Origin of the sequence: Sphingobacterium lactis (assembly GCF_051951495.1) — a bacterium.
In the GTDB taxonomy this organism is placed as follows: domain Bacteria; phylum Bacteroidota; class Bacteroidia; order Sphingobacteriales; family Sphingobacteriaceae; genus Sphingobacterium; species Sphingobacterium lactis_A.
This window is the reverse complement of sequence record NZ_JBNHAS010000002.1, coordinates 156,046-181,680: the sequence shown is the minus strand read 5'-3', so window position 1 is coordinate 181,680 and position 25,635 is coordinate 156,046. Positions and strand designations below refer to the sequence as shown.

At 37.3% G+C, this 25,635-nt stretch carries 19 protein-coding genes and 3 tRNA genes; 15 read left to right on the top strand and 7 right to left on the bottom strand.

All coding sequences use genetic code 11. From position 1 onward, the window contains the following. The first annotated feature begins 3 nt into the window (after positions 1–3). From ACP6L2_RS08480 to ACP6L2_RS08465, 4 genes are all read left to right on the top strand, one after another. The gene (locus ACP6L2_RS08480; RefSeq protein ID WP_344673264.1) at positions 4–978 is read left to right on the top strand and encodes a polyprenyl synthetase family protein; all 975 of its coding nucleotides are present in this window, start codon (positions 4–6) and stop codon (positions 976–978) included. Between the two features lie 6 nt (positions 979–984). Further along, positions 985–2,040, top strand: a complete 1,056-nt coding sequence (locus ACP6L2_RS08475; RefSeq protein WP_344673265.1) for a TerC family protein — start codon at positions 985–987, stop codon at positions 2,038–2,040. A gap of 127 nt (positions 2,041–2,167) precedes the next feature. Continuing rightward, positions 2,168–3,349: an aminopeptidase C gene (locus ACP6L2_RS08470; protein WP_440508809.1), complete on the top strand. Its 1,182-nt coding sequence runs from the start codon at positions 2,168–2,170 to the stop codon at positions 3,347–3,349. A gap of 103 nt (positions 3,350–3,452) precedes the next feature. After that, entirely contained in the window at positions 3,453–4,691 is a 1,239-nt protein-coding gene (locus ACP6L2_RS08465; RefSeq protein ID WP_440508808.1) for a thioredoxin family protein, read from the top strand. A gap of 75 nt (positions 4,692–4,766) precedes the next feature. Here ACP6L2_RS08465 and ACP6L2_RS08460 read toward each other — a convergent pair whose 3' ends face one another. Beyond that, positions 4,767–6,917: a prolyl oligopeptidase family serine peptidase gene (locus ACP6L2_RS08460; protein WP_440508807.1), complete on the bottom strand. Its 2,151-nt coding sequence runs from the start codon at positions 6,915–6,917 to the stop codon at positions 4,767–4,769. A 100-nt stretch (positions 6,918–7,017) separates the two neighbouring features. Between ACP6L2_RS08460 and ACP6L2_RS08455 the strand changes: the two genes are divergently transcribed. The 7 genes from ACP6L2_RS08455 to ACP6L2_RS08425 all read left to right on the top strand — a co-directional run bounded on the left by ACP6L2_RS08455 (position 7,018) and on the right by ACP6L2_RS08425 (position 10,303). Then, positions 7,018–7,773 carry a UDP-2,3-diacylglucosamine diphosphatase gene (locus tag ACP6L2_RS08455; protein ID WP_440508806.1) on the top strand — a complete coding sequence of 252 codons (756 nt, stop codon included), beginning with the start codon at positions 7,018–7,020 and terminating at the stop codon, positions 7,771–7,773. Next, on the top strand, positions 7,755–8,318 hold the full coding sequence (locus tag ACP6L2_RS08450; protein ID WP_440508805.1) for a Crp/Fnr family transcriptional regulator: 564 nt from the start codon (positions 7,755–7,757) through the stop codon (positions 8,316–8,318). Before ACP6L2_RS08455 ends, ACP6L2_RS08450 begins: the two co-directional genes overlap by 19 nt. Positions 8,319–8,396: 78 nt before the next feature. Further along, on the top strand, positions 8,397–8,726 hold the full coding sequence (locus ACP6L2_RS08445) for a DMT family transporter (RefSeq protein WP_440508804.1): 330 nt from the start codon (positions 8,397–8,399) through the stop codon (positions 8,724–8,726). 91 nt (positions 8,727–8,817) lie between these two features. Further along, positions 8,818–9,891 (top strand): peptide chain release factor 1, encoded by a 1,074-nt coding sequence (gene prfA / locus ACP6L2_RS08440; protein WP_440508803.1) that lies wholly within the window; start codon positions 8,818–8,820, stop codon positions 9,889–9,891. A 75-nt stretch (positions 9,892–9,966) separates the two neighbouring features. Next, positions 9,967–10,040: transfer RNA gene (locus tag ACP6L2_RS08435), tRNA-Asp, on the top strand. 80 nt (positions 10,041–10,120) lie between these two features. Further along, positions 10,121–10,197, top strand: a tRNA-Asp gene (locus ACP6L2_RS08430). Positions 10,198–10,229: 32 nt separating this feature from the next. Further along, a tRNA-Asp gene (locus ACP6L2_RS08425) sits at positions 10,230–10,303 on the top strand. A gap of 68 nt (positions 10,304–10,371) precedes the next feature. Here the strand turns inward: ACP6L2_RS08425 and ACP6L2_RS08420 are convergent. Next, positions 10,372–10,602 carry a (4Fe-4S)-binding protein gene (locus ACP6L2_RS08420; protein WP_440508802.1) on the bottom strand — a complete coding sequence of 77 codons (231 nt, stop codon included), beginning with the start codon at positions 10,600–10,602 and terminating at the stop codon, positions 10,372–10,374. Between the two features lie 305 nt (positions 10,603–10,907). Between ACP6L2_RS08420 and ACP6L2_RS08415 the strand changes: the two genes are divergently transcribed. The 3 genes from ACP6L2_RS08415 (at position 10,908) to ACP6L2_RS08405 (ending at position 13,128) form a co-directional block, all read left to right on the top strand. Further along, a complete protein-coding gene (locus tag ACP6L2_RS08415; RefSeq protein WP_440508801.1) occupies positions 10,908–11,264 on the top strand; it encodes a DUF4870 domain-containing protein in 357 nt (118 codons plus the stop codon). 198 nt (positions 11,265–11,462) lie between these two features. Then, positions 11,463–12,059: an RNA polymerase sigma factor gene (locus tag ACP6L2_RS08410; RefSeq protein WP_344673275.1), complete on the top strand. Its 597-nt coding sequence runs from the start codon at positions 11,463–11,465 to the stop codon at positions 12,057–12,059. Continuing rightward, positions 12,049–13,128: a trypsin-like peptidase domain-containing protein gene (locus tag ACP6L2_RS08405; RefSeq protein WP_440508800.1), complete on the top strand. Its 1,080-nt coding sequence runs from the start codon at positions 12,049–12,051 to the stop codon at positions 13,126–13,128. The genes ACP6L2_RS08410 and ACP6L2_RS08405 overlap by 11 nt, the downstream gene beginning before the upstream one ends. A 449-nt stretch (positions 13,129–13,577) precedes the next feature. On the opposite strand, the gene ACP6L2_RS08400 is transcribed toward ACP6L2_RS08405, so the two are convergent. After that, entirely contained in the window at positions 13,578–14,213 is a 636-nt protein-coding gene (locus ACP6L2_RS08400) for a peroxiredoxin (protein WP_440508799.1), read from the bottom strand. Between the two features lie 257 nt (positions 14,214–14,470). Here ACP6L2_RS08400 and ACP6L2_RS08395 point away from each other — a divergent pair, with 257 nt between their 5' ends. After that, positions 14,471–15,607 (top strand): acyl-CoA dehydrogenase, encoded by a 1,137-nt coding sequence (locus ACP6L2_RS08395; RefSeq protein ID WP_440508798.1) that lies wholly within the window; start codon positions 14,471–14,473, stop codon positions 15,605–15,607. 57 nt (positions 15,608–15,664) lie between these two features. Here ACP6L2_RS08395 and ACP6L2_RS08390 read toward each other — a convergent pair whose 3' ends face one another. The 4 genes from ACP6L2_RS08390 to ACP6L2_RS08375 form a co-directional block, all read right to left on the bottom strand. Next, on the bottom strand, positions 15,665–17,179 hold the full coding sequence (locus ACP6L2_RS08390; RefSeq protein WP_440508797.1) for a RagB/SusD family nutrient uptake outer membrane protein: 1,515 nt from the start codon (positions 17,177–17,179) through the stop codon (positions 15,665–15,667). Continuing rightward, positions 17,169–20,420, bottom strand: coding sequence for a SusC/RagA family TonB-linked outer membrane protein (locus ACP6L2_RS08385; RefSeq protein ID WP_440508796.1), 3,252 nt, complete (start codon positions 20,418–20,420; stop codon positions 17,169–17,171). Before ACP6L2_RS08385 ends, ACP6L2_RS08390 begins: the two co-directional genes overlap by 11 nt. A gap of 475 nt (positions 20,421–20,895) precedes the next feature. Beyond that, positions 20,896–22,389, bottom strand: a complete 1,494-nt coding sequence (locus ACP6L2_RS08380) for a RagB/SusD family nutrient uptake outer membrane protein (protein ID WP_440508795.1) — start codon at positions 22,387–22,389, stop codon at positions 20,896–20,898. 18 nt (positions 22,390–22,407) lie between these two features. Beyond that, complete coding sequence (locus ACP6L2_RS08375) at positions 22,408–25,365, bottom strand: SusC/RagA family TonB-linked outer membrane protein (RefSeq protein WP_440508794.1); 2,958 nt, start codon at positions 25,363–25,365, stop codon at positions 22,408–22,410. Positions 25,366–25,635: the final 270 nt, after the last annotated feature.

Sequence of the window (25,635 nt, the reverse complement as noted above, 5' to 3'; positions counted from 1 at the left end):
TTCATGTTAACATTAGACGAAATACAACTTCCGATAAAAGAACATCTCAAGAAATTCGAAAAAACCTTTAAGGCTTCGATGCAGAGCTCTGTACCTTTATTGGATAAGATAACACGATACATCATTAAACAAAAAGGAAAACAGATGCGACCGATGTTTGTTTTCTTTTCAGCAGGTTTATGTGGCGGCATTACAGAAGCAACTTACCATGGTGCTTCATTAGTGGAATTGCTACATACTGCTTCTTTGGTACATGATGATGTCGTAGATAATGCCAATGAACGCCGAGGCTTTTTTTCCATCAATGCATTATGGAAAAACAAAGTAGCTGTTTTAGTTGGGGATTTCCTGCTTTCGCAGGGTCTCCTACTTTCGGTAAAACATAAAGAATTTGATTTACTACGCATCGTTTCAGAAGCAGTTCAGCAAATGTCAGAGGGGGAATTGTTGCAGATTGAGAAAGCAAGACATTTGGACATTGAGGAATCTATTTACTTTGAGGTCATCCGTCAAAAGACAGCCTCTTTAATAGCTTCATGTTGTGCCTGTGGAGCATCTTCAGCTGGTGCAGATGCAGAGACAGTAGAAAAATTACGTTTATTTGGGGAGAAGGTCGGTATCGCCTTCCAAATAAAAGATGACCTTTTTGACTTTGGATTAGATGATGTTGGTAAACCAGTTGGAAATGATATCAAAGAAAAGAAGATGACACTTCCTTTGATATACGCGTTATCTGTTGTTGATAAAGGACAGAAACGTAAGATTATCAATTTGGTGAAAAACCATAATGAGGATCCTGAAAAAGTTACGGAGGTAATCAATTTCGTAAAAGTAAATGGAGGGATGGAATACGCCACGGAGCGTATGATGCAATACCAACAAGAAGCATTCGATATCTTAGCACAGATACCGAATGGCGGTGATTATAAAACCGGATTGGAACAATTAGTACGTTTTACAACAGAAAGAAAGAAATAAAATAACATGAGCCACGAAGCACTCTTTATGATCGGATTTATAGTCTTTATAATTCTGATGCTAGCAATTGACTTAGGACTATTTTCAAAAAGCGACAAACCTGTATCCCTTAAAGTGGCTGCCATTATGAGTGCCATTTGGGTTACATTTGCCCTCCTCTTTGGTTTGTTATTGTATTTTTGGGGAAATGAACTCCACAATGTTCACGACATAGCCAGGCTTAAGGAGGTCATAGCCAAACATTTTCATAATATCACCATCAATGAAAATGACCTCGCAGCAAGTTTACATATCTATAATAAAAACCTGACCCTAGAATATTTAACAGGTTATGTGGTGGAATATGCCCTTTCAGTGGATAATATCTTCGTCATGGTATTGTTATTCAGCTCTTTTGGTATTCCAGAGAAATACTACCACAAAGTTTTGGTTTGGGGTATTTTAGGTGCTATTATCATGCGTTGTATTTTTATTTTCGTAGGTGCTGCCCTAATTACAAAATTCGGATGGATTCTATATGTATTTGGGGGATTCTTGGTCATCACTGGATTCAACATGTACCGAAACCGGAATAAAGAGGAAGAGGTTGACCCAGAAAATCATCCGGTTGTTAAATTTGCATCTAAGCATTTTAAAGTAACCCATAAATTGGATCAAGGTCGTTTCTTTCATATCGAGAATGGCGAAAAGTATATGACCCCATTATTTTTGGTGTTGTTGGTAATCGAGTTTACTGACTTAGTCTTTGCTGTGGATTCTATTCCAGCGATTTTCTCCGTAACGAAAGATCCGTACATCGTATTCTTCTCGAATATCTTTGCAATTCTTGGATTACGTTCCATGTTCTTCTTATTGGTAAACATTATCCACAAATTCCACTATTTGAAAGTTGGTTTAGCATTCCTATTAATCTTTATCGGATTAAAAATGTTACTTCACAGCTACTTGAAAGATTGGGGTTTCACTACAACACACTCACTGATTGTAATTCTAAGTATATTGGTAATAAGTGTTGTTGCCTCCTTGATGTTCCCTAAGAAACAAGACTTCGAGAAATCTTAATCAGAAATACCATGGCCCTCATATTTGGGGGCCATCTTTATATGTGCTAATATTTTTACAATATAGCCCAATAGCCCTATTATAAATTTTATAAATTCGTAAACATTTTATTTTAACAAAAGACCATATGAATTGGAGTAAATCTATTCTATTTGCAGCAGCATTATTTGCTACAACATCAACATTTGCGCAAGACAACCTAATAAACGCATTAAAAGGAAATGCTTCGGACAACAGTAAAGAAGGTTTCCGTTTTACGGAAGTTATCAATCTTGGTAACACTTCCATTAAAGATCAAGGATCATCAGGTACCTGTTGGTCTTATTCTGGTAACTCATTCTTAGAGTCAGAAATGATTCGTATGGGTAAAAAACCAGTTGATATTTCACAAATCTATACTGCACGTAATACATATATTGAAAAAGCGAAGAACTTCGTTCGTCTACATGGCGATCAAGCACAAGGAGACGGCGGACAATTGCATGATGTATTGACCATCTTCAAAAAATACGGTGCGGTTCCTTATGAGGCCTATACAGGACTTACAAATGGACAGACTCGTAATAACTTCGGTGAGATGGGTACAGTTCTTCAGGGGATTACTAAAACTGTTGCTAGCAGCAAAAAACCAGGAGCTCATTGGTTGGATGCTTTTACAGCAGCGATGGATTCTTATTTAGGAAAAGTTCCTGAATCTTTCCAATACAATGGAAAAACCTATACGCCTAGAACATTTGCTGATCAGGTAATTGGTATTAATCCTGATGATTATGTAGGTATCTCTTCTTTTAAAGAGCATGAATTATACAAACCATTTGTTTTATTAATTCCTGACAACTGGTCATTTGAAAGTTTCTACAATGTAAAAATCAATGATCTTACTGATATCATCGATCAAGCATTAGAAAAAGGATACACTGTTGCATGGGCTACTGACGTATCGGAGAAATCATTTAGCTGGAAAAACGGTATTGCTTATGTACCAGAGAAACCAGTAGAACAAATGAACCAACAAGAGTTGAACAATATGTTCAATGGTCCTAAACCAGAGGCTAAAATCACGGAAGAGCAACGTCAAGAAGCATTTGATAATTATACGACAACAGATGATCATGGTATGCACATCACTGGATTAGTGAAAGATCAGAACGGAAAAGAGTATTATATCGTGAAAAACTCTTGGGGATCTACAAATGACTACAAAGGTTATATGTATGCTACTAAAGAGTTTGTTCGTTATAAAACTATCTCACTTTTATTGCATAAAAAGGCATTAACTAAGGAAATGTCAAAAAATTTAGGCGTCTAAATTAAAAATATTACAAAAAGTCCTCGTAAAAACGGGGACTTTTTAGTTTTCTTTAATTACATTAGCTTCATTATAAACAAAGGATTATAGATTAAAATAGATTATGAAAAAGTTATTATTACTATTATTTACCATTCCCTTCTTGGCGATAAGTCAAGAAAAGGGTATACAATTCGAGCATGGCACGACTTGGGAGAAGGTAAAAGCGAAAGCGAAAGCAGAGAACAAACACATTTTTGTTGATGCATTTACCACTTGGTGTGGTCCTTGTAAATACATGTCCTCCACTATTTTCCCTCAGGAAAAGGTAGGTACATTTTTCAACAAGAACTTTGTGAACTTAAAGATTCAGATGGATGAGACTGAAGGAGATAATGCAGATGTAAAATCATGGCGTGCAGAAGCAAAACGTTTTGCTAAAGATTATGCCATTACTGCCTATCCTACCTTTTTAATATTCGATCCTAACGGTGAGTTAGTACACCGCATCGTTGGTGGTGGAGAAGCTGATCAATTTATTGCACTAGCAGGTGAAGGATTGAACCCAGAGACTCAATACGTGACATTGTTGAAGAAATTTGAGGCAAACCCAACAGATGTAGCTACGGCTAAAGTAGTGGCAGCAGCTGCCTCTAAAGCTTATGATAAAGCAACAGCTGATAAAGCCTTAGGAGTTGTCATTGATAATTCGAGTATGGATGAGTTATTGACCAAAGAAAGCGTGTCTATGTTAGGTCGTGCAGCTAGTTCGACTAAATCAAAAGCATTTGATGTTATCAGAAAAAACAAAGCTAAAGTTGATGAGTTAACCAAACCAGGTTATGCTGACCAAATCTTAGGTATTGCTATCATTAATTCAGAAATCGTTTCTAAAGTTCGTGGATCTAAGGAAGATATTTTAGATCAGGTAATTGCAGATGTAGAAAAAACATATGCTGATGTTGATATGAAAAACATCTTAGCAAGCTATAAACCAAATTATTATGCTTCCAAAAAGAATTGGCCTAAATACCGTGATGCTGTCAATGCATACATTGCTGTATTAGGTGATAAGACTCAAGCAAGCCAATACAATAGCTTTGCTTGGACTATTTTTGAGAACTGTACTGACCCTGCATGTTTAGATGCTGCTATCAAATGGGCAGAGGCTGGTTTGAAAAAAGAAGAAACTGCTGCTTTATTAGACACTTATGCAAACGTGCTTCATAAAGCTGGTAAAACGAAAGAAGCGATTGCTGCTCAAGAAAAGGCTATTACCTTAGCTGATGCACAATCTAAAGCTGATTACGAGAAAACATTAGCATTGATGAAAAAAGGCTTGCCAACTTGGGAAACTGAATAATCAGCATGCTGAAATAATGAAAAAGGCAATCCAGAAGTGGATTGCCTTTTTTATTTTGTTAAACTTAGGACACGCTTATTTCTGAATATCCTTATAGCCTACATTCATATTTTGGAACATAAATGCCCATTTATCGGTTTGTTCTGCAATAACCATTGCAGTAGACTTTCCAGCGCCATGTCCTGCTTTGGTATCAATACGTATTAATACCGGATTTGGTCCTTTATGGTATTCCTGCAGACGAGCAGCAAACTTAAAGGAATGCGCAGGAACTACGCGATCATCATGATCAGCTGTGCTAACCATAGTTGCGGGATACTCTACTCCTTGTTTCAAGGCATGATAAGGTGAATATTTATAGAGGTAGTTAAACATTTCCGCACTATCATCTGCAGTTCCGTAATCAAATGCCCATCCTGCACCTGCTGTAAACTTATGGTAGCGAAGCATATCCAACACACCAACAGCTGGGAAAGCTACTTTAAACAATTCCGGGCGTTGGGTCATAGAAGCTGCAACAAGCAGACCGCCATTAGATCCTCCAGCAATGGCTAATTTTTCAGAAGAAGTATATTTCTCCTTGATCAGGTATTCAGCCGCTGCAATGAAATCATCAAAAACATTCTGTTTCTTCATTTTAGTTCCTGCTAAATGCCAAGTTTCACCATATTCTCCACCTCCTCGTAAGTTGGCAACCGCATAAACACCGCCTTGCTCCAATAAAATCACATTACTAGTACTAAATGATGGTGTTAGACTAATATTGAAACCACCATAACCATACAATAAAGTTGGGTTAGTGCCATCTAATTTTATTCCCTTTTTGTAGGTAATAATCATCGGCACTTTGGTGCCATCCTTAGAGTTATAGAATACTTGTTTGGATTCGTAATTCGAAGGATCGAATTGAATAGCTGAAGCTTTATAGACTTCTGACTTTCCAGAAGCAATATCATATTGATAAATGGTTCCAGGGTTGACATAATTAGTAAAGGTATAATACAGGGTTTTATCATCTTTCTTAGCTCCAAAACCAGCTGCAGTACCTATTCCAGGTAATTCCACTTCATGCTCTAACTTACCGTTTCGATCAAATTGTTTCACTAGTGAAGTCGCGTCTTTCAAATAGGTAGCGAATATTTTACCTCCACCAGTTGATGGACTCAATACATTTTCGGTTTCAGGAATTAAATCTTTCCAATGCTCAGCCGTCGGGTTTGAAATATTGGTTTGTACTAAACGGCCATTAGGTGCATTTAATTCTGTGAAAATAATTAGATTATCACCTTCATTGTCTATTACATAGTGATTTTTCTCCATGTTGTTGACAATAGGCACAAAGGCTGAATTAGGGGCTTTTAGGTCTTTTATGTATAATTCATTTCCTGAAGTAGTATTAGCTGCTGTCACCACCAAGAATCTTTCATCTTCTGTTAATCCTGCACCTATATAGCGTCTTGGGGTACTAGGACCACCAAAAACTAAAGCATCTGTATTTTGTGGCGTATTTAGTTTATGGAAAAACAATTTGTGTTGATCTGTCATGGCTGAAAGTGCTGAACCAGCCTTTGGCTTATCATATGAGGAATAATAAATCCCTTCATTGCCATGCCATGCCATTCCTGAGAATTTCACATTGGTTAAGGTGTCACCGATAATGGATTTATCCTCCGCTTTAATAATAATCACTTTGGTCCAGTCAGATCCACCTTCAGAGATTTGGTAAGCCGCTAAGGAGCCATCCTTGCTGAAAGAGAGACCCGATAAAGAGGTGGTACCATCCTTCGAGAATTTATTGGGGTCAAGGAATACTTCCTCCTTACCATCCTCCCCTTTCTTACGGTAAATTACGGACTGATTTTGTAGTCCATCATTTTTAGAAAAATAAGTCCAGTCACCTTCTTTAGATGGAGCAGAATATTTTTCATAATTCCATAGCTTCTCTAAACGTTTTCTGATATTCTCACGAAAAGGGATTTGGCTTAAATAATCTTCGGTTACTTCGTTTTCAGCCTTCACCCAATTTTTAGTTTCTTGGGATAAGTCATCTTCCAGCCAACGATAAGGATCATCGACTGTAACCCCAAAATAAATGTCTTGTTGTGTTCCTTTGCTGGAATTCGGGTATGGTTTCACAGTAATTTTAGTGTTTGATTCTACTACTTTTTCTTGCTGGCATGCCGTCAGCATGAGGGCTAGAACGCCCAAACTTGCATATTTGATCATACGGATTAAGATTAGTTCATAACAAAACTAAGGAAATAATTCGCTTCACAAAAGCCGACTATATTGTGAAAACGCTATAAATGTGGTAGTTTTGGCCTTTATGGCCATTAGAGACAAGATATATTTCGCATCAGACTTCCATTTGGGATCCTATCCGGCTACCCAATCCATCGATCGCGAACGCCGAATCATTTCTTGGTTAGAGGATATCAAAGCTGATGCTAAGGAATTATATCTAGTAGGTGATATCTTTGATTTCTGGTTCGAATATGCAACTGTGGTTCCCAAGGGATATGTGCGGTTTCTTGGTAAACTTGCTGAGCTGGCAGATTTAGGCATAAAAATCACCCTATTCAAAGGAAACCACGATATGTGGATGTTTGGATATCTGAAAGACGAACTGCATGCTGATATCGTCTCCAATGAAAAGATCATTGAGCTAAATGGCAAAAGATTTTATATTCATCACGGTGATGGATTAGGCCCTGGTGATAAGAAGTATAAATTCTTAAAAAAGATTTTCCGATCAAGCATCTGCCAATGGCTTTTCGCCCGATTACACCCAAATTTGGGTATTGGCATTGCTACCCGTTGGTCTAAGCATAGCCGTATAGCCAATAATAATGAAGAAAAATTTCTTGGTGAAGAACAGGAATGGTTAATTGTCTATGCTAAAGAAATCCTCGAGAACCAACATTATGACTACTTTATTTTTGGTCATCGTCATTTACCCTACGAAATGGAATTGAAGAATAAATCGAAGATTATCAATTTGGGAGAGTGGATTAATTATAATACTTATGCAGTGTGGGATGGTGAAAATTTAAGCTTGAAAACATGGAATTCAACGAAATAGCGCAATCTATTTTCCCTCTAAGTCAGGTAGATTTAGAAAGATTATCCCAATTAGTGGAAATTCAAAAGGTCAGCAAGAATATGTGTTTTATTGAAGCTGAGAAAACAACGCCATATCTCTATTTTCAACAAACAGGGATTTGCCGCATCTTCTACCACAAGGAAGAGAAAGAGGTTGTATTGGCTTTTACCTTTCCTGGTGAAGCGATCCTTTCACTCAATAGTTATATCCATGGGAAAAAGGGCTATGAGAGTATTCAAGCATTAGAGGACTCCGTTCTTTACCGTTTATCCATAGCGCAATTACAAGAATTGTATAAGCATTCTGTGGGAATAGCCAATTGGGGAAGGAAGTTAGCGGAATTGGAATCTGTAAAAATCGAGGAACGCTTGATGCTTCGCTTATTTAAGTCTTCCCGTGAGTCCTATCACGAGTTATTAAAAAAAGCCCCCAATATTACCAACCGTATAAAGTTGGGCTACATTGCCTCTTATTTAGGAATTAGTCAAGTAACTTTAAGTAGAATTCGCGGAATCAGAAGGTAAGTTGATTTTTTAACATTTGTTAAAGAATATGGTGTAATTTAACCGCAAATTTGCAACCTTAAAATTTTATCATTAAAAATGAATTGGATTATCCTAATTATTGGTGGCTTATTTGAAGTTGCCTTTACTTATTGTATTGGACGCGCTAAAGATGCAACAGGAACAGAGATGTACCTTTGGTATCTTGGTTTTCTTATCAGCGTGACTATCAGTATGGGACTGTTAATTAAAGCAACAAATACGCTTCCTTTGGGTACTGCTTACGCGGTTTGGTCAGGCATCGGAGCAGTCGGAACAGTACTTATGGGTATATTTTTCTTTAAAGAGCCTACAGATTTCTGGCGTATTTTCTTCATTATCACCCTTATAGGATCGATTGTTGGTCTGAAAGCAGTTTCTTCGCATTAGGCTCGTCAAAAAAGCAGGAAAATCTTTATTTTTGTCGATTACAAGTTCTCCCAAATTATGAGGAGGACATACCATTCAACAGAGGAATACTATGTTAGACAAATTACAAGCAATAAAAGAGCGTTGGCAAGAGGTGGAAGCGGAGCTCAGCAACCCAGATACCATCAGCGACATGAATCGTTTTGCCAAGCTTAATAAAGAATATAAAGATCTTTCCAAGATTGTTGATCAATACCATATCTACAAGAATATGGTCAGCAATATTGACACAAATAAAGATATCCTTGCCAATGAGAAGGATCAAGAGTTGAGAGAAATGGCGAAGGAAGAATTGGATATACTTTACACACAACGCGAAGAGAAAGAGGAAGAAATCCGCTTGATGTTAATCCCTAAAGATCCCGAAGATGGTAAAAATGCCATTATCGAGATTAGAGGTGGTACAGGTGGTGATGAGGCGGCATTATTTGCTGGTGATTTATACCGTATGTACACCCGTTACTTTGAAACTAAGGGTTGGAGAACTGAAGTTATGGATGTAACAGAAGGTACTTCAGGAGGTTATAAAGAGGTTATCCTAAAGGTTATTGGAGATGACGTTTATGGCCAATTGAAATATGAATCTGGTGTACACCGTGTTCAACGTGTTCCAGACACTGAGACTCAAGGGCGTGTTCACACTTCAGCGGCATCTGTAGCGGTATTGCCGGAAGCAGAAGAAGTGGATGTGGAGATCAATCCTGGTGATATTGAAATGCAGACATCCCGTTCAGGAGGTGCTGGAGGTCAGAACGTAAATAAAGTAGAAACTAAAGTACAGTTGACCCATAAGCCTTCAGGTATTGTTGTAGTATGTCAGGTAGAACGTTCGCAATTAGCAAACCGCGAATTGGCTATGGAGATGTTACGTAACAAGCTTTATGAGCTAGAGGTACAGAAAAAACATGGAGATGTTGCAGCAAAACGTAAGACAATGGTATCAACCGGAGACCGTTCAGCAAAAATCCGTACTTATAATTATCCACAAGGTCGTGTAACAGAACACCGTATTGGATTGACGATGTATAATTTACCGGCTATTATGGACGGTGATATTCAAGATATTATCGATAAATTACAATTTGCAGAGAATGCCGAAAAGATGAAAGAGGGCGCTGTAGAGTAATATTTTTCAAAAAAACATTAGCAGATATGGAAATAAACACTATATTTGCACACCTTCTAAAAAGAAGGTAATTGAGGTCTGGTAGTTCAGCTGGTTAGAATACATGCCTGTCACGCATGGGGTCGCGGGTTCGAGTCCCGTCCAGACCGCTCAAGAAAACAAGAAGTACAGTAGGTATTTCAAAAAGATCGGGAAACCGAGACGTTCTTTACGATATTGCAAAATTATTGGTCTGGTAGTTCAGCTGGTTAGAATACATGCCTGTCACGCATGGGGTCGCGGGTTCGAGTCCCGTCCAGACCGCCAATAATATTATTAAATAGTTTTGCAAAGATTTTGGTCTGGTAGTTCAGCTGGTTAGAATACATGCCTGTCACGCATGGGGTCGCGGGTTCGAGTCCCGTCCAGACCGCTAAAAAGGTCACAAATTAACATTTGTGACCTTTTTGCGTTATCCCTAATTCAAAGTTTCTATTTCCTTTAACTTTTTTGATGTAATTCATATGCCAATGCACCTGATGGACAAGCATCAATTTGATCAATCAGCTCTTGTGTTGTAGCCTCTTCTGGCTTTATCCACGGTCTTGCACTAGGATCATAAACCTTAGGAAGTGAATTGACACATACTCCTGAGTGTATACATCGTTTTGGTCTCCATAAAACGGTTATTTCACCATTTGGATGTGGATATCGAATAGTTTTTTCTTCCATAACTCGCCTATTTATAAAGTTCAACAAGCGATAGGTTATATTGTTTGTTACTTAAGTTTGGTTAGTTCAATTGCTTATTACTTTCTATGCTGATTCATTATTCTAGAAAAAAACCTCTTTGGGAGGTTTGAATTCAAATCGAAGAGATCTAAAGGAGATATGCGTAATTACATATAGTCTAAATAAATTTTCTATAAACTATTTTATTTAATTAACTTTAGGATTAAACAGTTTTAAGTCAATTGATTACCAATTAATGAACAATTCTAGTTATATTTAATGTAACTAATAACCTAAATAACAACATGAAAAAGCAGCCTCCCTCACTCGATGAGGATGACGATTCTATGGATGACGGAAAAAATGTGGCCATAATTTCTTATTTAACTGCATTAGGTCTCCTAGTAGCCTTTGTATTGAACAGCGAATCACGTAATGATTTCAGCTCATTTCACATCAAACAATCATTGGGAATATTCCTGACGATGAGTGGCGTATTTGTATTAAGTTACATTCCCGCAGTTGGGTGGATATTCGCAGGTATAGGTCTTGCAGCAACCTGTATATTATGGATGATTGGACTTATACATGCCGCAAGCGGAAATAAAAAGACCGTACCGTTCCTTGGTGATTTCTTTAATCGTATTTTTGAAGGTATCTAAGGAAGGTTGTTCAAGAAATAAAAAAATAGTAAAGACATGCCCTGATAGAGCATGTCTTTTATTTTTTTGAATAATTTATAATGAATTACAAACGTTATTGTAATTCCATGATAAATCCATTACGTTTGGAAAAGAATTCCTAAAAAAAGGATTTTTTGTTGTAAATGGGTTACTATTTGAAAATAAGGGTATTAATAGGTGAGTAAAATAAGAGAGATAATCAATAAGACACGCACGGACAGTGAGTTGTTAGAAGGGATGCGGAAAGGCGATAGCGCTGCAGTGTCTTTTATCTATAAATCTTGTTATCCATCGGTTTCCCATATGATTTTAAACAATAAGGGAACTGAGGACCAAGCGAAGGACATCTTTCAAGAAGCAGTCATCGTTTTATATGACAAGATTACTCGAGATGAGGGGTTTGAGCTGAGCAGTAAACTAAGCACATTTTTATATGCTATCTGCAGGAGGTTGTGGTTAAAACAATTGAATCGACGGAATTTATCGCTCGATAGTATCGAGCAAGACAATTTAGACATTCCCGATATAGCTGATGCCTTGGAAGACCATGAGGCAGAAGAAATGAAGTTTAACCAAATGGATGTAGCCATGAATAAACTAGGTGAACCATGTGCAACTATATTAAAGGATTTTTATATCAACAAGAAATCCATGCAGGAAATCAGTGATGAATTAGGCTATAGTAATGCTGACAATGCTAAAAACCAAAAGTATAAATGTTTACAGCGATTAAAGAAACTATTCTTTGATCAATGGATTAAGGATGAACAATAACATGAATCAAAAGGACTTTATTGCGTGGGCCGATCGTTATCTTGCCGGAGAATTATCCGAAAGCGAACGTGTGGAATTTGAAAACCTATGCCAAGAAGATTCTGAACTGAACAATCAATTTCTTGCCCATAAAGAGTTTGTTCATGCCATGCGTCAGCATGCTCGAAGAAAAGAGTTTATGGCCAACTTGGATAATGTGGTTAAAAACACCCCAACACAGCCTATTATTTACCGCATGTGGAAGAAACTAAAGATAAATGCAGTAGCCGCAGCCGCAGTTGCCGTTCTTTCCTCTTTAGCGACCCTGTATTTAACCGGATACTTCTCGACACTACGTAAGACGACTTCAGATTATAGTGCGCTTAAACGTGAGATAAATAACGTTAAACGTAATGTGAGTGCTCACCAGAATGCGATCAGTAATATCAATAAGGAAACAACTACTCCTACCCCATTACAATATGGTGCAACAGGATTTATGTTGACCAAGGATGGTTATGTAGTAACGAACTTTCATGTAGTGAGTGGAGCAGACTCTATTCATCTTCAAAATAACAAAGGAGAGACTTTCCGAGCTTCTGTTATCCATGTGGATGCAGAAAAAGACTTGGCAATTTTGCATATTTCTGATACGAGTTTCAATCAAGCTAGTAATATCCCATATACATTCAAACGTCAAGGACTAGATTTAGGAGAAGGAATCTTCACTATCGGTTATCCTAGAGATGAGGCTGTATACGGCGAAGGGTACTTAAGTTCTTCAACAGGATATAGCGGTGATACAACAGCTTATCAAATTTCCGTTCCTGTAAACCCTGGTAACAGTGGTGGTCCGGTATTGGATAAGCAAGGGAATATCATCGGTATTATCTCCGGAAAACAAAAAGGAATTGATGGTGCAGCATTCGCCATTAAAACAAAAGCTCTAATTGAAACTTTGAACAGAATCCCTAAGGATTCATTAAAAGGAAATATCGTATTGAGCAGTAAAAATAGCCTATCAAATTTACCAAGAACGGAGCAGATCAAAAAGTTACAAGACTTTATCTACATGGTTAAGGTATATTAAGAATAAATTGACTTATGTATCTAAAAGGTGTTACAAATAATGTGACACCTTTTTTTTATTCGATGTGCTATGAAAGAGGGTTGAAACATCAACAAAATGACATTTATTATATCGCCAAGAATTATAACGGCTTATTTATTAGGCGATCAAAAAATTATTTCCTTGAAAACGAACAACTTAATAGTATATTTAGGAAAATAATTAACATGCGAACATTTTGGATTTACTTTTTCATCTTTTTATCGCTACTTATTCTTGTACAGACATTTAAGTATTTTTCAAGTCCGGTAGACTTGGCATTTACTTGGTCGGAAAGCCTGAAATACCTAGGTTTAATTATATTGATTGCAAGTATATCTGCTTTCATATCTCCTAAAAAGAAGAAAAAACACATTTAAATAGAAAGAGCCAATTAGTTACTAATTGGCTCCTTTTTTATATAGATCAACCTATTTATTAGGTTGTGGAGTAGTTCTCAAATAAGGTTTGATTTCGGTATAACCTTTCGGGAACTTACCTGCGATATCCTCTGTCTTAATAGCAGGAACAACGATTACGTCTTGACCATCTTCCCAATCAGCAGGTGTTGCTACTTGATATTCATCAGTCAATTGCAAAGAATCAATCACACGAAGAATCTCTTGGAAATTACGACCTGTAGAAGCTGGATAAGTCAAAGTCAATTTAACTTTCTTATCTGGGCCAATTACAAACACAGAACGTACTGTTGCAGTAGCGGAAGCATTTGGGTGAATCATATCATACAACTCAGCTACCTTACGGTCCTCGTCAGCAATAATTGGGAAATCTACCTCTGTATTTTGTGTTTCATTAATATCCTTAATCCATTCCAAATGTTCAGGAACAGAATCAACACTTAGCGCTAAAACCTTTACATTTCTACGTTCAAATTCATCCTTTAATTTTGCAGTTCTCCCCAACTCAGTGGTACAAACAGGTGTGAAATCTGAAGGGTGTGAATATAGAACAGCCCATTTTCCATCTATAAAATCATAGAAATCAATATCTCCAATGGAAGTTTTTGCCTGAAAGTTTGGCGCGGTGTCTCCTAATCTTAAGCTCATATATTTAATTTATTAGTGTTTTGAATAATACTCTACCAATATAGTAGTATTTATTTTTAATTCCAAGAGTCAGCAAATTATGACGTAATAATTATAATAAAATAATCCGATGAGGAATATTCTAGCTGACATCTAATAAACGTTTTAGTTAATCTTAAAGTTTGAGGTTCAAGTAATTTGACAATTAAAAAAGAATTATTACTATGCAAGCATAGTATATTTATGTATATTTGGTATACACCATATAAACGAATACAATGAATTTCGAACTATCAGAAGAACATAAAATGATTCGCGATGCAGCACGTGAATTTGCACAAGAATTGAAGCCAGGCGTTATACAACGCGATGAAGAGGCTAAATTCCCCTATGATTTCGTCAAGAAAATGGGCGAATTAGGCTTTATGGGTATTATGATTCCCGAAGCTTATGGAGGTGCCGGAATGGACACCTTAGCTTATGTTTTAGCTTTAGAAGAGATTGCAAAGATTGATGCCTCAGCAGCGGTCATCATGTCTGCGCACAATTCGCTGGTCTGCTATGGTCTCAATGAATATGGTACGGAAGAACAAAAACATAAATACCTTAAACCTTTAGCCTCGGGAGAAAAATTAGGTGCTTTTGCCCTATCCGAACCAGAAGCAGGGTCTGATGCCTCATCGCAACATACTATTGCTGAGGATAAAGGCGATTATTACCTGTTAAATGGAACCAAAAACTGGATTACCAATGGTGGTAATGCAGATATCTACCTAGTCATAGCACAGACGCATCCTGAAAAAGGGCACCGTGGAATTAATGTTCTAATTGTAGAAAAAGGTATGGAAGGATTTAATATCGGTCCAAAGGAAAATAAATTAGGAATACGAAGCTCTGACACGCATTCTTTGATGTTCTCTGATGTCAAAGTACCTAAGGAGAACCGGATTGGTGAGGATGGCTTCGGATTTAAGTTTGCCATGAAAACCTTAGATGGTGGACGAATTGGCATTGCCGCACAGGCTTTAGGTATTGCTGCTGGTGCTTATGACCTGGCATTAGCTTATTCTAAAGAAAGAAAAACATTTGGCAAGCCTATTTCCGATCATCAGGCTATACAATTTAAATTGGCAGATATGGAAGTGGATATCGAAGCAGCGAGGCTATTAACCTATAAAGCAGCTTGGACGAAGGATCAGGGATTACCTTATGGAAAGATTGCAGCCATGGCTAAATTGAACACCTCAGAGGTTGCCATGAAACATACCGTAGAAGCTGTGCAAATCCATGGTGGCTATGGTTATGTGAAAGAGTACCATGTTGAAAGATTAATGCGTGATGCCAAGATTACACAGATCTATGAAGGCACATCCGAGATACAACGATTGGTAATCGCTAGGGAGGTATTGAAGTAAGAAATTCGAAATGATAGATAAAAAGCAAACGCCCCGAATATCGGGGCGTTTTGTTTATTATAAAGGATTTTGTTTAACAACTCCTAAAGTTCTGTTCAACTCTCCTCTTGGAATAAGAAACTCCCATTGCTTATCACCAGCTGGAACACTCATTGTAACAGCTATAGTTGCATTATGGTTAGCCCCTGTTCTATCCAAAGGCAGATTCAATCTTTTTAAATCATAAAATCTAAATCCTTCACCCCATAATTCAACTCTTCTTTGCGTAAGAATTTCCTCAATAAGAGCCGCGCCAGAATTCGTAGATAAAACATAGTTTGTATCTCTAGCCTTAGCTAATTCAAACAACACTTGTTTTGCATCGGCTTCTCTTCCTGCTGTTCTTGCCAAAGCTTCAGCTTCGATAAGATACATTTCAGCAGAACGCATAAACATTAAATCGCCATTACTGTTAGCTGGATTAGGCAATGTGAATTTTCTAGTCATATAAGGCTGTCTCACACCACTCGCAGCAACTGGAAATCCAGCTTCTTTAGCAGTAGGATCCCAAAGTTTTTTACGGATATCCGTGCTGGAAATCTTATTATAAAGCAAAGAATTTATTGCTTTAGGGTTTCCACGTGTATTGGTCGAACTGAAATTACCTACATACGCATAAAATGAGTAGAAGTATAAAGGTTGATCATCGCGATGCAATATCCCCCAAATCCATTCTGGGTTACTTACAGAAACAAATGAATTTAAATATTGTGTCTGACTCATTAAATTGTATCCTTGACGAGCTTCTTTAGCCATCGTTGCAGCTACAGGATAATTTTGCTGCGTTAGAGCAACTCTAGCTTTCACCCCTTTAGCAACATTCATATTTAAATGCGAAATATTAGGACGCGCTGTACTGTTTGCAAACAAAGCAATAGCATCATCTAGGTCCTTATTAATTTGTGTATATGTTTCTTCAACAGTACTACGTGCTACTGCACCAACAGTTTTTTCTAACACAAGCGACATACCCATTGAGGAGTTATCTCCTCCTTGCACATAACGCTTTCCAAATAATTGAACCATTTGATAATAACTCCACGCTCTATAGGTAAGTGCCTGAGCTTTTAGGAAATTTTTATCTTCTTGCGGACCTTCAGCATTATCAATATTCGCAATAATTTCATTAGCATTTCCAATTAATGCATAGTAAAACCCGTAATTGAATGTTAGGATTGATGCCGCTTCATCACGATGATTTCGCCACTTATATTCATTGATAAAAAAACCATTTGCTACACCAGTCATTACATAATCATCGCCTAATGCTTCCATATAAAGCATGTTTCCACTCTGCCCACCCGCAGCTTGATTGCCATGCCATTGCGAATACATATACCTATGCATACCATTAATTGCAGTATAGGCATTTTTGGTTGTGGAGAATACAATTGAAGGAGAGATACTGGAAAGAGGATCTTTCTGTAATAAATCCTTCTTACAACCCGAAAAAATCAATGCTGAAATTGCAGATGCTACAAAAACAGCTTTTTTATTAAATATATTATAGATAGTCATAATATTAAAATCCAAAGTTTACACCAAAGTTAAATGTTCTAGCATGGTTGTACGCACCATTACCTGTTGGAGAAGTAAGACCACCAACTGGGTTAAAACCCTGTCTAGCTGATAAGAAAAACAAATTCTCACCACTTGCATAAACGCGTGCAGTTCTTACACCAATTCTAGAAATAAGTTGATCTGGTAATCTATAACCTATATTTACAGAAGATAGATTCAAATACGAAGCTTTCGTTAACCAACGATCGGATAGAGCTCCAGACTCAGCTGTTCTATTCGTATTCATTGCAGGAATATCAGAAACATCATTAGGGTTTTTCCAAGCTCCCAATAAATCTTTATGTAAGTTAGCACCATTAGAAGGACCAACACTCATTAATCCCGCATACTGCGAATCGTAGAAATAACCACCTAAACTATAAGTGAATATAAAACCAAATTCAAAGTTTTTATAATTAAAGGTATTTACTACACTACCATAAACAGGAGGAAGAGCACTTTTCCCAACAAATGATAATCTAGCTGCACTGTGGTTTGTAGTTAATGTATCCATACCACCATTTCCATTATCTACCAATTTAAAAGTTGGGTCTGTATCCTTGTATTCTACACCATCTGCTAAACCTTTATACAATACATAACCATTATCTGGATTAACGCCATAGTAAGATCTTAACCAGTAATCATATACGGAATGACCTTCCTTACGCTTATATGCTCCTGACACAATCTCAGGCGTTTCAACAGGCATTTTTGTAATTTTATTTTTAATGGTCGTTAAATTCAATGTAAGATTCCAATTAAAATCTTCCTTACGAACTAAATTACCTGTTAATGAAACTTCGATACCTTGGTTTGTCATTGCACCCACGTTCTGATCTATACTAAAAGATCCACCGGTAGTACCACCATTGTGATATGGCTGTGGAACGGAAAATAATAATCCATCAGAATTTCTATGATAATATTCTAGGGAACCTGAAATTCTATTATTGAACAAGGAGAAATCTACACCGATATCAAATGGTTTTTGGGTTTCCCAAGTTAAAAAATTACTACCTAAGTTGGTAATTGCCGAACCAGATTCGCCAGCATTATTGTATATTGAATAAGCTGCTTGATAAGGATAAAAACTACCAACATCAGCATTTCCTAATATACCGTATGATGCACGAAGCTTTAACAAATCGATTTTATCGTTATTGAAAAACTCTTCTTTATCCAATCTCCACGCACCACCTAATGACCAGAAATTTGCCCAACGTAAGTCTGATTTGAATCTTGAGTTACCATCTCTACGAATCATCGCACTTAAGTAATATTTGCTGTCATAGTTATAGTTAGCACGAGCGAAATAACTTTCAACCGTGTTTTCACTTAATCCGTTTGAAAGGGAAGTAATATTTGCAAAATTACTGAAGACTAACATGTCATCAAATCCTTGACCTGTTCTCATTCCATAAATACTTTCATACTTATAAGAATAATACTCATGACCCAATAAGCCTTCTAGATTATGTTTGCCAAAACTATTGTTTGATCTTAAAATCTGATTGAAGGTATAGTTAAATAATCGACCCCAACCTTGATTATAACGTCCTGAAGGAGCACCATCACCTACCTCAGTATTTTCATATCCTTCAGCTTTAGTATTTTGATAATCAGGGCTGAATGTAGTACTAAAAGTTAACCAAGGCATAATATTAATATCTAAATAAGCTCTAGCATTAATAAATTCCCTAGTACCAAAATCATTATTCAACATCGTCTCCGCAAGAGCATGACGACCGCTGTTAAATGGTCTACTTAATCCATAATCAGCAACGAAATTACCATAGTCATAACGTTTTTCTCCATTACGATCATAAACTAAATCTCCTGTTTTTGGGTCTCTTAAATAAACTGGATAAATTGGAGCAATTGCTCTACTGAAATAAAATGGGTTATTGATCCCATCACCTGTTGATGCATTATTATCTATATGCGATCCTGCAGTGATATTGATACCTGATTTCAACCATTTATTGATTTGTGAATTTACATTTACACGGCCAGAGTATCTTTCTTTTGATGATCTAAAAGCCCATCCTTGATCTTTTAAATAATTTGCTGAGGCAAAAAAGTCGGTATTATTAAATCCTCCAGAATAACTTACGTTATACTCATTTCTTGTTCCATTTCTTGTAGATTCATCCTCCCAAGTTCTGAAGTCAGTATATTTAATTTGAGCATTCGGGTTTAATTTACCATTAACATCAATTAATTCGTTATTAGCAACATTGAATGCATTATAATTTCCTAAGAATTGTACAATGTCTTGGTATGCTACTCCGTTGTAAACTTGATTTCCTGCAGCATTGCGTGGAAGCAAACCTGAACCAATTTGTCTTGCTATGTCACGAGGTAATGCCTTTGTAGGGTCTGGTGGGAAAATCATACCATTGGTATAAGCTTGCCACATCAATTCATAATACTCGCCTGCATTTACGGTATTGTAATTTGGCACACCATTTTGATTAAAACCAAATTGAGCGGATGCATTTAATTGACTAGCTCCAGCTTTACCCTTTTTAGTCGTAATCATAATAACACCATTGGCACCTCTTGAACCATACATCGCGATCGTTGCTGCATCTTTTAACACAGTAATTGACTCGATATCTGCAGGGTTAATGTTTGACATTCCACCCTCGTATGGCACTCCGTCAACTACGGTCAAAGCAGAAGAACTGGCCGAGTAAGATCCAATACCTCGGATTCTAATCGCAGGTGATGAACCTGGTGCGCCTGAAGGAGCAGATGTTTGGATACCTGGACCAGCACCTTGTAATGCTACCAATGGATTCGAGATCGGTCTTTTATCCAATTCCTTTTCACCGATTTGAGTTGCTGAACCGGTAAAATCAGATTTTTTAACCGTTCCATAGGCAACAACAATAACCTCATCTAAGTTCGTTTCACTTGAAACTAAGGTAACATTGATGGTTGAACGATTGTTTACAGGTACTACCTGTGAGGTAAATCCTACGTTTGAAAAACGCAAAGATCCATTTCCGGGCACAGAAATACTGTAATTCCCGTTTCCGTCAGTTTGTGTTGAAACAGAACTTCCCACAACTGTTACGGTAGATCCAGCAACTGAAGCTCCGTCACTTGAAGAAGTAACCTTTCCACTCACTTGACGATTTTGTGCATATGCAACACCAACTAAAAGTGTACACAGCAGTACAAAACTGAGTAATTTTTGTTTCATAATAGTTTGTTTGAGTTGTTAAATAATTGCTTACAGTACTTTGAAAGCGGCTGGTTAGTCCACTTCATCATAAATTAGCATGATTCCACTATTCAAACATAACATATATTTTTAACATAACATTAACATTGATTTCATTTTTTTCTAAATGTTACAATCGATTGCGGAATTAATAATTAAAACGACGATTTTGTATTTAATTATTATACTTATCAAGTTTTATTCTTCAAACTTTACCAAAATAGAATTAATAATACCAATTAAAATAAATTAATGAAAGTATTTTAACCATAACAAAATCAAATAACGTACTTGTTTATTTAAAATTTTAACAAACCTTCGCCTTTTCCTTTCCATTAACTTCAGTCATTGCCCCTCCCACAAATCTTTACCAAACAAAAAAGGGTCCCCACGATTGGGAACCCTTTTAAAAAAACCGGTTTAAGTATTAAAAACTAAATCTCTAGATGTTTAATTACCATCCTTCATTTTGAACTAAATTCGGATTGATACTAACATCATTATCTGGAAGACCCCAAACGAACTTCAAATCTGAAGCCTCCACTTTTTTACTTGAAAACTCAACTCCTGAGCGCACTAACACGGTAGATTGTGGATCACGACGCTCAAATCCTTCACCCCAGCGTTTTAAATCATCTAATCTAAAGCCTTCAAATGCCAATTCACGGAATCGTTCATTCTTAATCTCATTGAACAAGGTAGTTCCGGAAATACCCGACAATGCAGGAAGCCCTCTAGAAACACGCAGTGCATTTAGATAAGTTAAAGCATCAGCCGTATTTGATGGGCTAGACCGATAAGCTGCCTCTGCCGCAATCAAATACATCTCCGCTATACGAAATACTTTTGGAACAACAGAATTCGTGCTCTTATCTGTATTCAATCCTCCTACGATAAAGGGGTATTTATTGATTATATTAACCTTCTCTGAAGCATTCACAGTAGACATCGTCACCAAGGTATCCGCAAAATAGACTGCCTTTCTAAAATCAGCATTGTCGTACATGTCAACCACCCATTGAGAAGGAATAAAATCAGGCCTAAAATCATTATTCCCGGCACTAAAACCATAAAATGGTGCATTAGAATTGGGCATTTCATTTGGCCTAGCAACTTTAGTTTGAAAGATAACCTCCGAACTATTCGTTGTAGCCCACATCGCTTGTATAGAAGCCTTAGTGGAATTTAATGGATAAAGTCCGCCATCAACCAACGTTTTTGCTGCTGCTAAAGCTCCAGTAAAGTCATTCATATACAACTTTACACGAGCTTCCAAAGCCGTTGCCACATCAATATTGAAACGAGAAGCACCTACAGCACCAGCCCTATTAGCTAAAAGAGTTTTTGCTTTGCCAATATCCTCGAGAATTAGTTTATAAGCATCTTCAACAGTACCACGAGCCGGTTTAGCTTCTAAATCCGGCACCAAAAGCAATGGAACAGAAAGGTCAGTTGCTGCCGTTGAAGCATTATAGGCCTTGGCAAAACGTAGGGTTAAATTCAAATAATAATAGGCTCTCGCCAAATAAGCATCGCCATAATAACCATCCATTTTTGCCTTTTCAGCGTTATTTGCTGGAACTATGCCGTCAAAACCTTGCAACTGTGTGTTGATGTTATTGATCGCACCATAATACCCGCGATAAACATCGCGAATGGTGTAATCTGTGGAAAGGAAGCCTGTCCAACGATGTAGATCACCATTTCTATTACCAAAATCCTGGCTTGCATTTAATTGATCGGCCTGAATATCTGTTGAATAAGAATAAATACCATATACGCGCCCTCTCAAGAAAGAATAAACCGCATTGTTCCAATATTCCGCATCAGAAACCTTTTTGAAGGACTGAGATAATTCAATACTGCCTTCAGGAAAACGCTCGACATCACAGGAATGAAACATCAATCCTATTGCCAGCGCACTCATTATATATTTTATTTTTTTCATGTTGTTGCTTCTAATTGATTAAAACTGTAGCTCGATTCCGATCATAGACTGTTTTGAATTTGGATTAGCTCCCAAAGTCAAATTGGAATCTATCTCTGGATCTGGCCCTAAATATTTCGTGAAAGTCATCAGATTTCTACCCACATAGAATATTCGTGCATTGGTAAAGAAATTTTGGTGACCAAGAACAGATTTAGGAAGATTATAGCCAACTGAAACACCTTTTAACCTTAAAAATGAAGCGTCTTCAATTAAACCCGAATCGAACTGATTAATCTGTCCAAATCTTGGGAACTTCGTTACATCCCCTGGTTCTTTCCAATAATCCAACACCTCTCTATTTTGGTTATAACCAATGAAATTATAAGGATTGGCAAAGAAATATCTATCGTTATTAATCAGATATTTCCCTTTCGAGAAGGTGAAATCAACATTAAAATAAAATCCTTTGTAGGCTGATGTAAATCCAAAGCCACCATTAAATGGAGGATATCTTTTAATACCCGTACTCTGCTGAAGTACACCTGGATTGAAACTAGAAGTTACATTCTCTGGATCCTTATTCGCATGCGCAATATTATCACCAGGAACATACCACTGCATTAAACCATTATCTGGGTTGACACCTGCCTGAATCGGATAAAAGAATTCTACCGGACTTCCAACTGCCCAACTCACCCCTGTATTTGGAATAATCCAATAATCCTTCCCTTGGAATAGCTCCTTCACCTCTTGGTTCACAAAACCTAGATTAACATAAGGTGTAAAGGCAAAATCCTTACCTCTAAGCACCGTAGCACTTAAACCTAGGTTAAAACCCGTATTCAATACTCGCCCAACATTTGAAAGCACACTTCCAAAACCACTGGTGTATGGATAAGGAACATCAATCAATTGGCTTGTTGTATTTCTATTGAAATATTCAAAATCAAGATTCACACGATCAAGAAGTTGCGCAGCAAAACCCACAGAAAATTTTTGTTGATTCTCCCAGGTAAGATTTGGGTTGCCTGGAGCTGCAATACCCCATCCTGTTTTTTGGTCATAAACTGTAGTACCTACTGTTGCCAAAGCTTCATAATCTCCAATTGCTGCATTTCCCTGCGTACCGATGCTCGAACGAAGTGACAAGGCATTTAACCATGAAACATCACGTAAAAAATCCTCATTTTTCATCTCCCACTTTCCGCCTAAAGACCAAAAGGTAGCCTTTCTTTGATTTTTACCAAAGCGAGAAGACTCATCTTGACGAACAGTTACGTCAGCAAAATACTTCTTAGCAAAAGCATAAGACCCCCGGCCAAAGAACGAATTAAAAGCATAAGCAGTTTTGGTTTGACCAACAGTTTGACCAGTCGTACCTGCAGACAACAAGATTAACCTGTCATCTGTCAGACCTTGTACCCCAGCACTTAAAGTTTCATATTCGTAATCTGAATATTCATGACCACCAAGAACGATCAAATTGTGTTGATCATTAATATCCCAATTATACTCGATCGTATTGGTGATAGTCCTAGAAATCCCTTGCTGATATCCTTCACTACCATTTCCTAATCCAGGTGCACCTAAGTAAGAAGGCATTCTTCTTGAAGAGGTTCTATAATTGAAATAATCCATCCCAGCTTGTGTTCTAAGCGTTAATCCAGTTATTGGCTTTGCCTCCAAAAACATATTGGGATTGAACTGTTGATTTCTACCCACACTAGGGTTCATATCTTGCAAGTATCTTGGAGAGTAAGCCCCTAAACCGGGGATAGTTGATTGATCGTAGATCTCATTTCCATCCGCATCATATGGTTTGTACCAAGGCAATGCCAACATCGCCAATCCGCCATTGAGGTTATTAGTACCCCAACCATTGGTTTGACGTTGGTCATAACCTCCAGCTAGATTCAACCCGAAATTCACCCATTTATTAAGCCTTCCTGTGATGTTACTTCTTAGGTTTACACGCTTAAAATCCGAACGATACATCATACCTGTTTGATCAAACAAACCTCCAGACACATAATACTGCAACCTATCTGAACCGCCCGACACATTCAAATCGTACTGCTTAACTGGTGAGTTTTTGCGGTAATAATAAGTATCCCATCTAAAATCTTCTGGGAAATCGGCTTTAATTTCATCTGCTTCTTCTTGGTCTACAAAACCAACATCCACCCACATTCCCAATAATTCATCTGAATTCATTAGTTGATCAAATGCTTTTCTAGATGCCAAATCATTCCAACCATATTGAGTCCGAGCAGTAATATTGGCTCTTTCTCCAGCCTTTCCTTTACGTGTTGTAAAATATACCACACCATTTGCAGCTCTTGAACCATAAATAGACGTTGCAGAAGCATCTCTTAATACAGTGATACTTTCAAAGTCCTCTGGGTTCATGGACACTAAGGAACCTGCATCTACCGGAATCCCATCCAAAACGATTAATGGTGTAGAGCTAGCTCCTAAAGAACCCACCCCATCCAAACGAATGGAAGGAGTCGCCGAAGGCTCACCTGATGAGGTGAAAACCTGCAATCCAGGCACCTTTCCTTGTAGAGACTCCATAGCATTCGCACTTGGTTTTCCAGAGATATTATCTCGATTTACTTTTACCACGGAACCAACAACTGATCCCAACTGCCGTGCAGAACCATAACCTACAACAACAACCTCGTCAATTGCACCTACTTCCGGAACCATCTGAACATTTAAACTGCTCGATGATCCTACTTTTACTTGTTTTTCCTCATAACCAATGGATCTAAAAACCAAGGTTGAACCAGTAGATGCCTGAATGGAATACATCCCATTGGCATCAGATTGAGTGGCTACATTGGAACCTTGAATGGAAATAGATACACTGGAGATTGGATTTCCGTCTGCTTGAGAAGTGACCTTCCCACCAACCTGACGACTCTGCGAATAGGCTGCACCTATAAAAAGGGCATACAGCAGAACTAGACTGAGTAATCTTTCTTTCATAATTTAAGTTTGATGTGTTTAGTATTTGTTTGGCCGATGAAAACTAGGTGTCTAAACACCTTTGCCTACATAAGCTTCATTCCTATGGTTCAAACTTAATATATTATTTTAACAAATTATTAACACTTAGTTTATTATTTCATGTTTGTTACATAGTTTTATTAATTTCTAAATGAATTTAAATGTTATTACTTGATTATTTCAATTTATAAAATCTTTAATTGCTATTTTGTTAATTTCAAAACATTGGCATACATAAACAATGTCGAA

Coding starts and splice junctions, on each gene's coding strand:
- ACP6L2_RS08445 (WP_440508804.1), top strand. CDS start 8,397: ATGAATTGGATTATCCTAATTATTGGTGGCTTATTTGAAGTTGCCTTT.
- ACP6L2_RS08420 (WP_440508802.1), bottom strand. CDS start 10,602: ATGGAAGAAAAAACTATTCGATATCCACATCCAAATGGTGAAATAACC.
- ACP6L2_RS08455 (WP_440508806.1), top strand. CDS start 7,018: ATGGCCATTAGAGACAAGATATATTTCGCATCAGACTTCCATTTGGGA.
- ACP6L2_RS08450 (WP_440508805.1), top strand. CDS start 7,755: ATGGAATTCAACGAAATAGCGCAATCTATTTTCCCTCTAAGTCAGGTA.
- ACP6L2_RS08470 (WP_440508809.1), top strand. CDS start 2,168: ATGAATTGGAGTAAATCTATTCTATTTGCAGCAGCATTATTTGCTACA.
- ACP6L2_RS08475 (WP_344673265.1), top strand. CDS start 985: ATGAGCCACGAAGCACTCTTTATGATCGGATTTATAGTCTTTATAATT.
- ACP6L2_RS08400 (WP_440508799.1), bottom strand. CDS start 14,213: ATGAGCTTAAGATTAGGAGACACCGCGCCAAACTTTCAGGCAAAAACT.
- ACP6L2_RS08465 (WP_440508808.1), top strand. CDS start 3,453: ATGAAAAAGTTATTATTACTATTATTTACCATTCCCTTCTTGGCGATA.
- ACP6L2_RS08460 (WP_440508807.1), bottom strand. CDS start 6,917: ATGATCAAATATGCAAGTTTGGGCGTTCTAGCCCTCATGCTGACGGCA.
- ACP6L2_RS08375 (WP_440508794.1), bottom strand. CDS start 25,365: ATGAAAGAAAGATTACTCAGTCTAGTTCTGCTGTATGCCCTTTTTATA.
- ACP6L2_RS08415 (WP_440508801.1), top strand. CDS start 10,908: ATGAAAAAGCAGCCTCCCTCACTCGATGAGGATGACGATTCTATGGAT.
- ACP6L2_RS08480 (WP_344673264.1), top strand. CDS start 4: ATGTTAACATTAGACGAAATACAACTTCCGATAAAAGAACATCTCAAG.
- ACP6L2_RS08385 (WP_440508796.1), bottom strand. CDS start 20,420: ATGAAACAAAAATTACTCAGTTTTGTACTGCTGTGTACACTTTTAGTT.
- ACP6L2_RS08405 (WP_440508800.1), top strand. CDS start 12,049: ATGAACAATAACATGAATCAAAAGGACTTTATTGCGTGGGCCGATCGT.
- ACP6L2_RS08380 (WP_440508795.1), bottom strand. CDS start 22,389: ATGAAAAAAATAAAATATATAATGAGTGCGCTGGCAATAGGATTGATG.
- prfA (WP_440508803.1), top strand. CDS start 8,818: ATGTTAGACAAATTACAAGCAATAAAAGAGCGTTGGCAAGAGGTGGAA.
- ACP6L2_RS08395 (WP_440508798.1), top strand. CDS start 14,471: ATGAATTTCGAACTATCAGAAGAACATAAAATGATTCGCGATGCAGCA.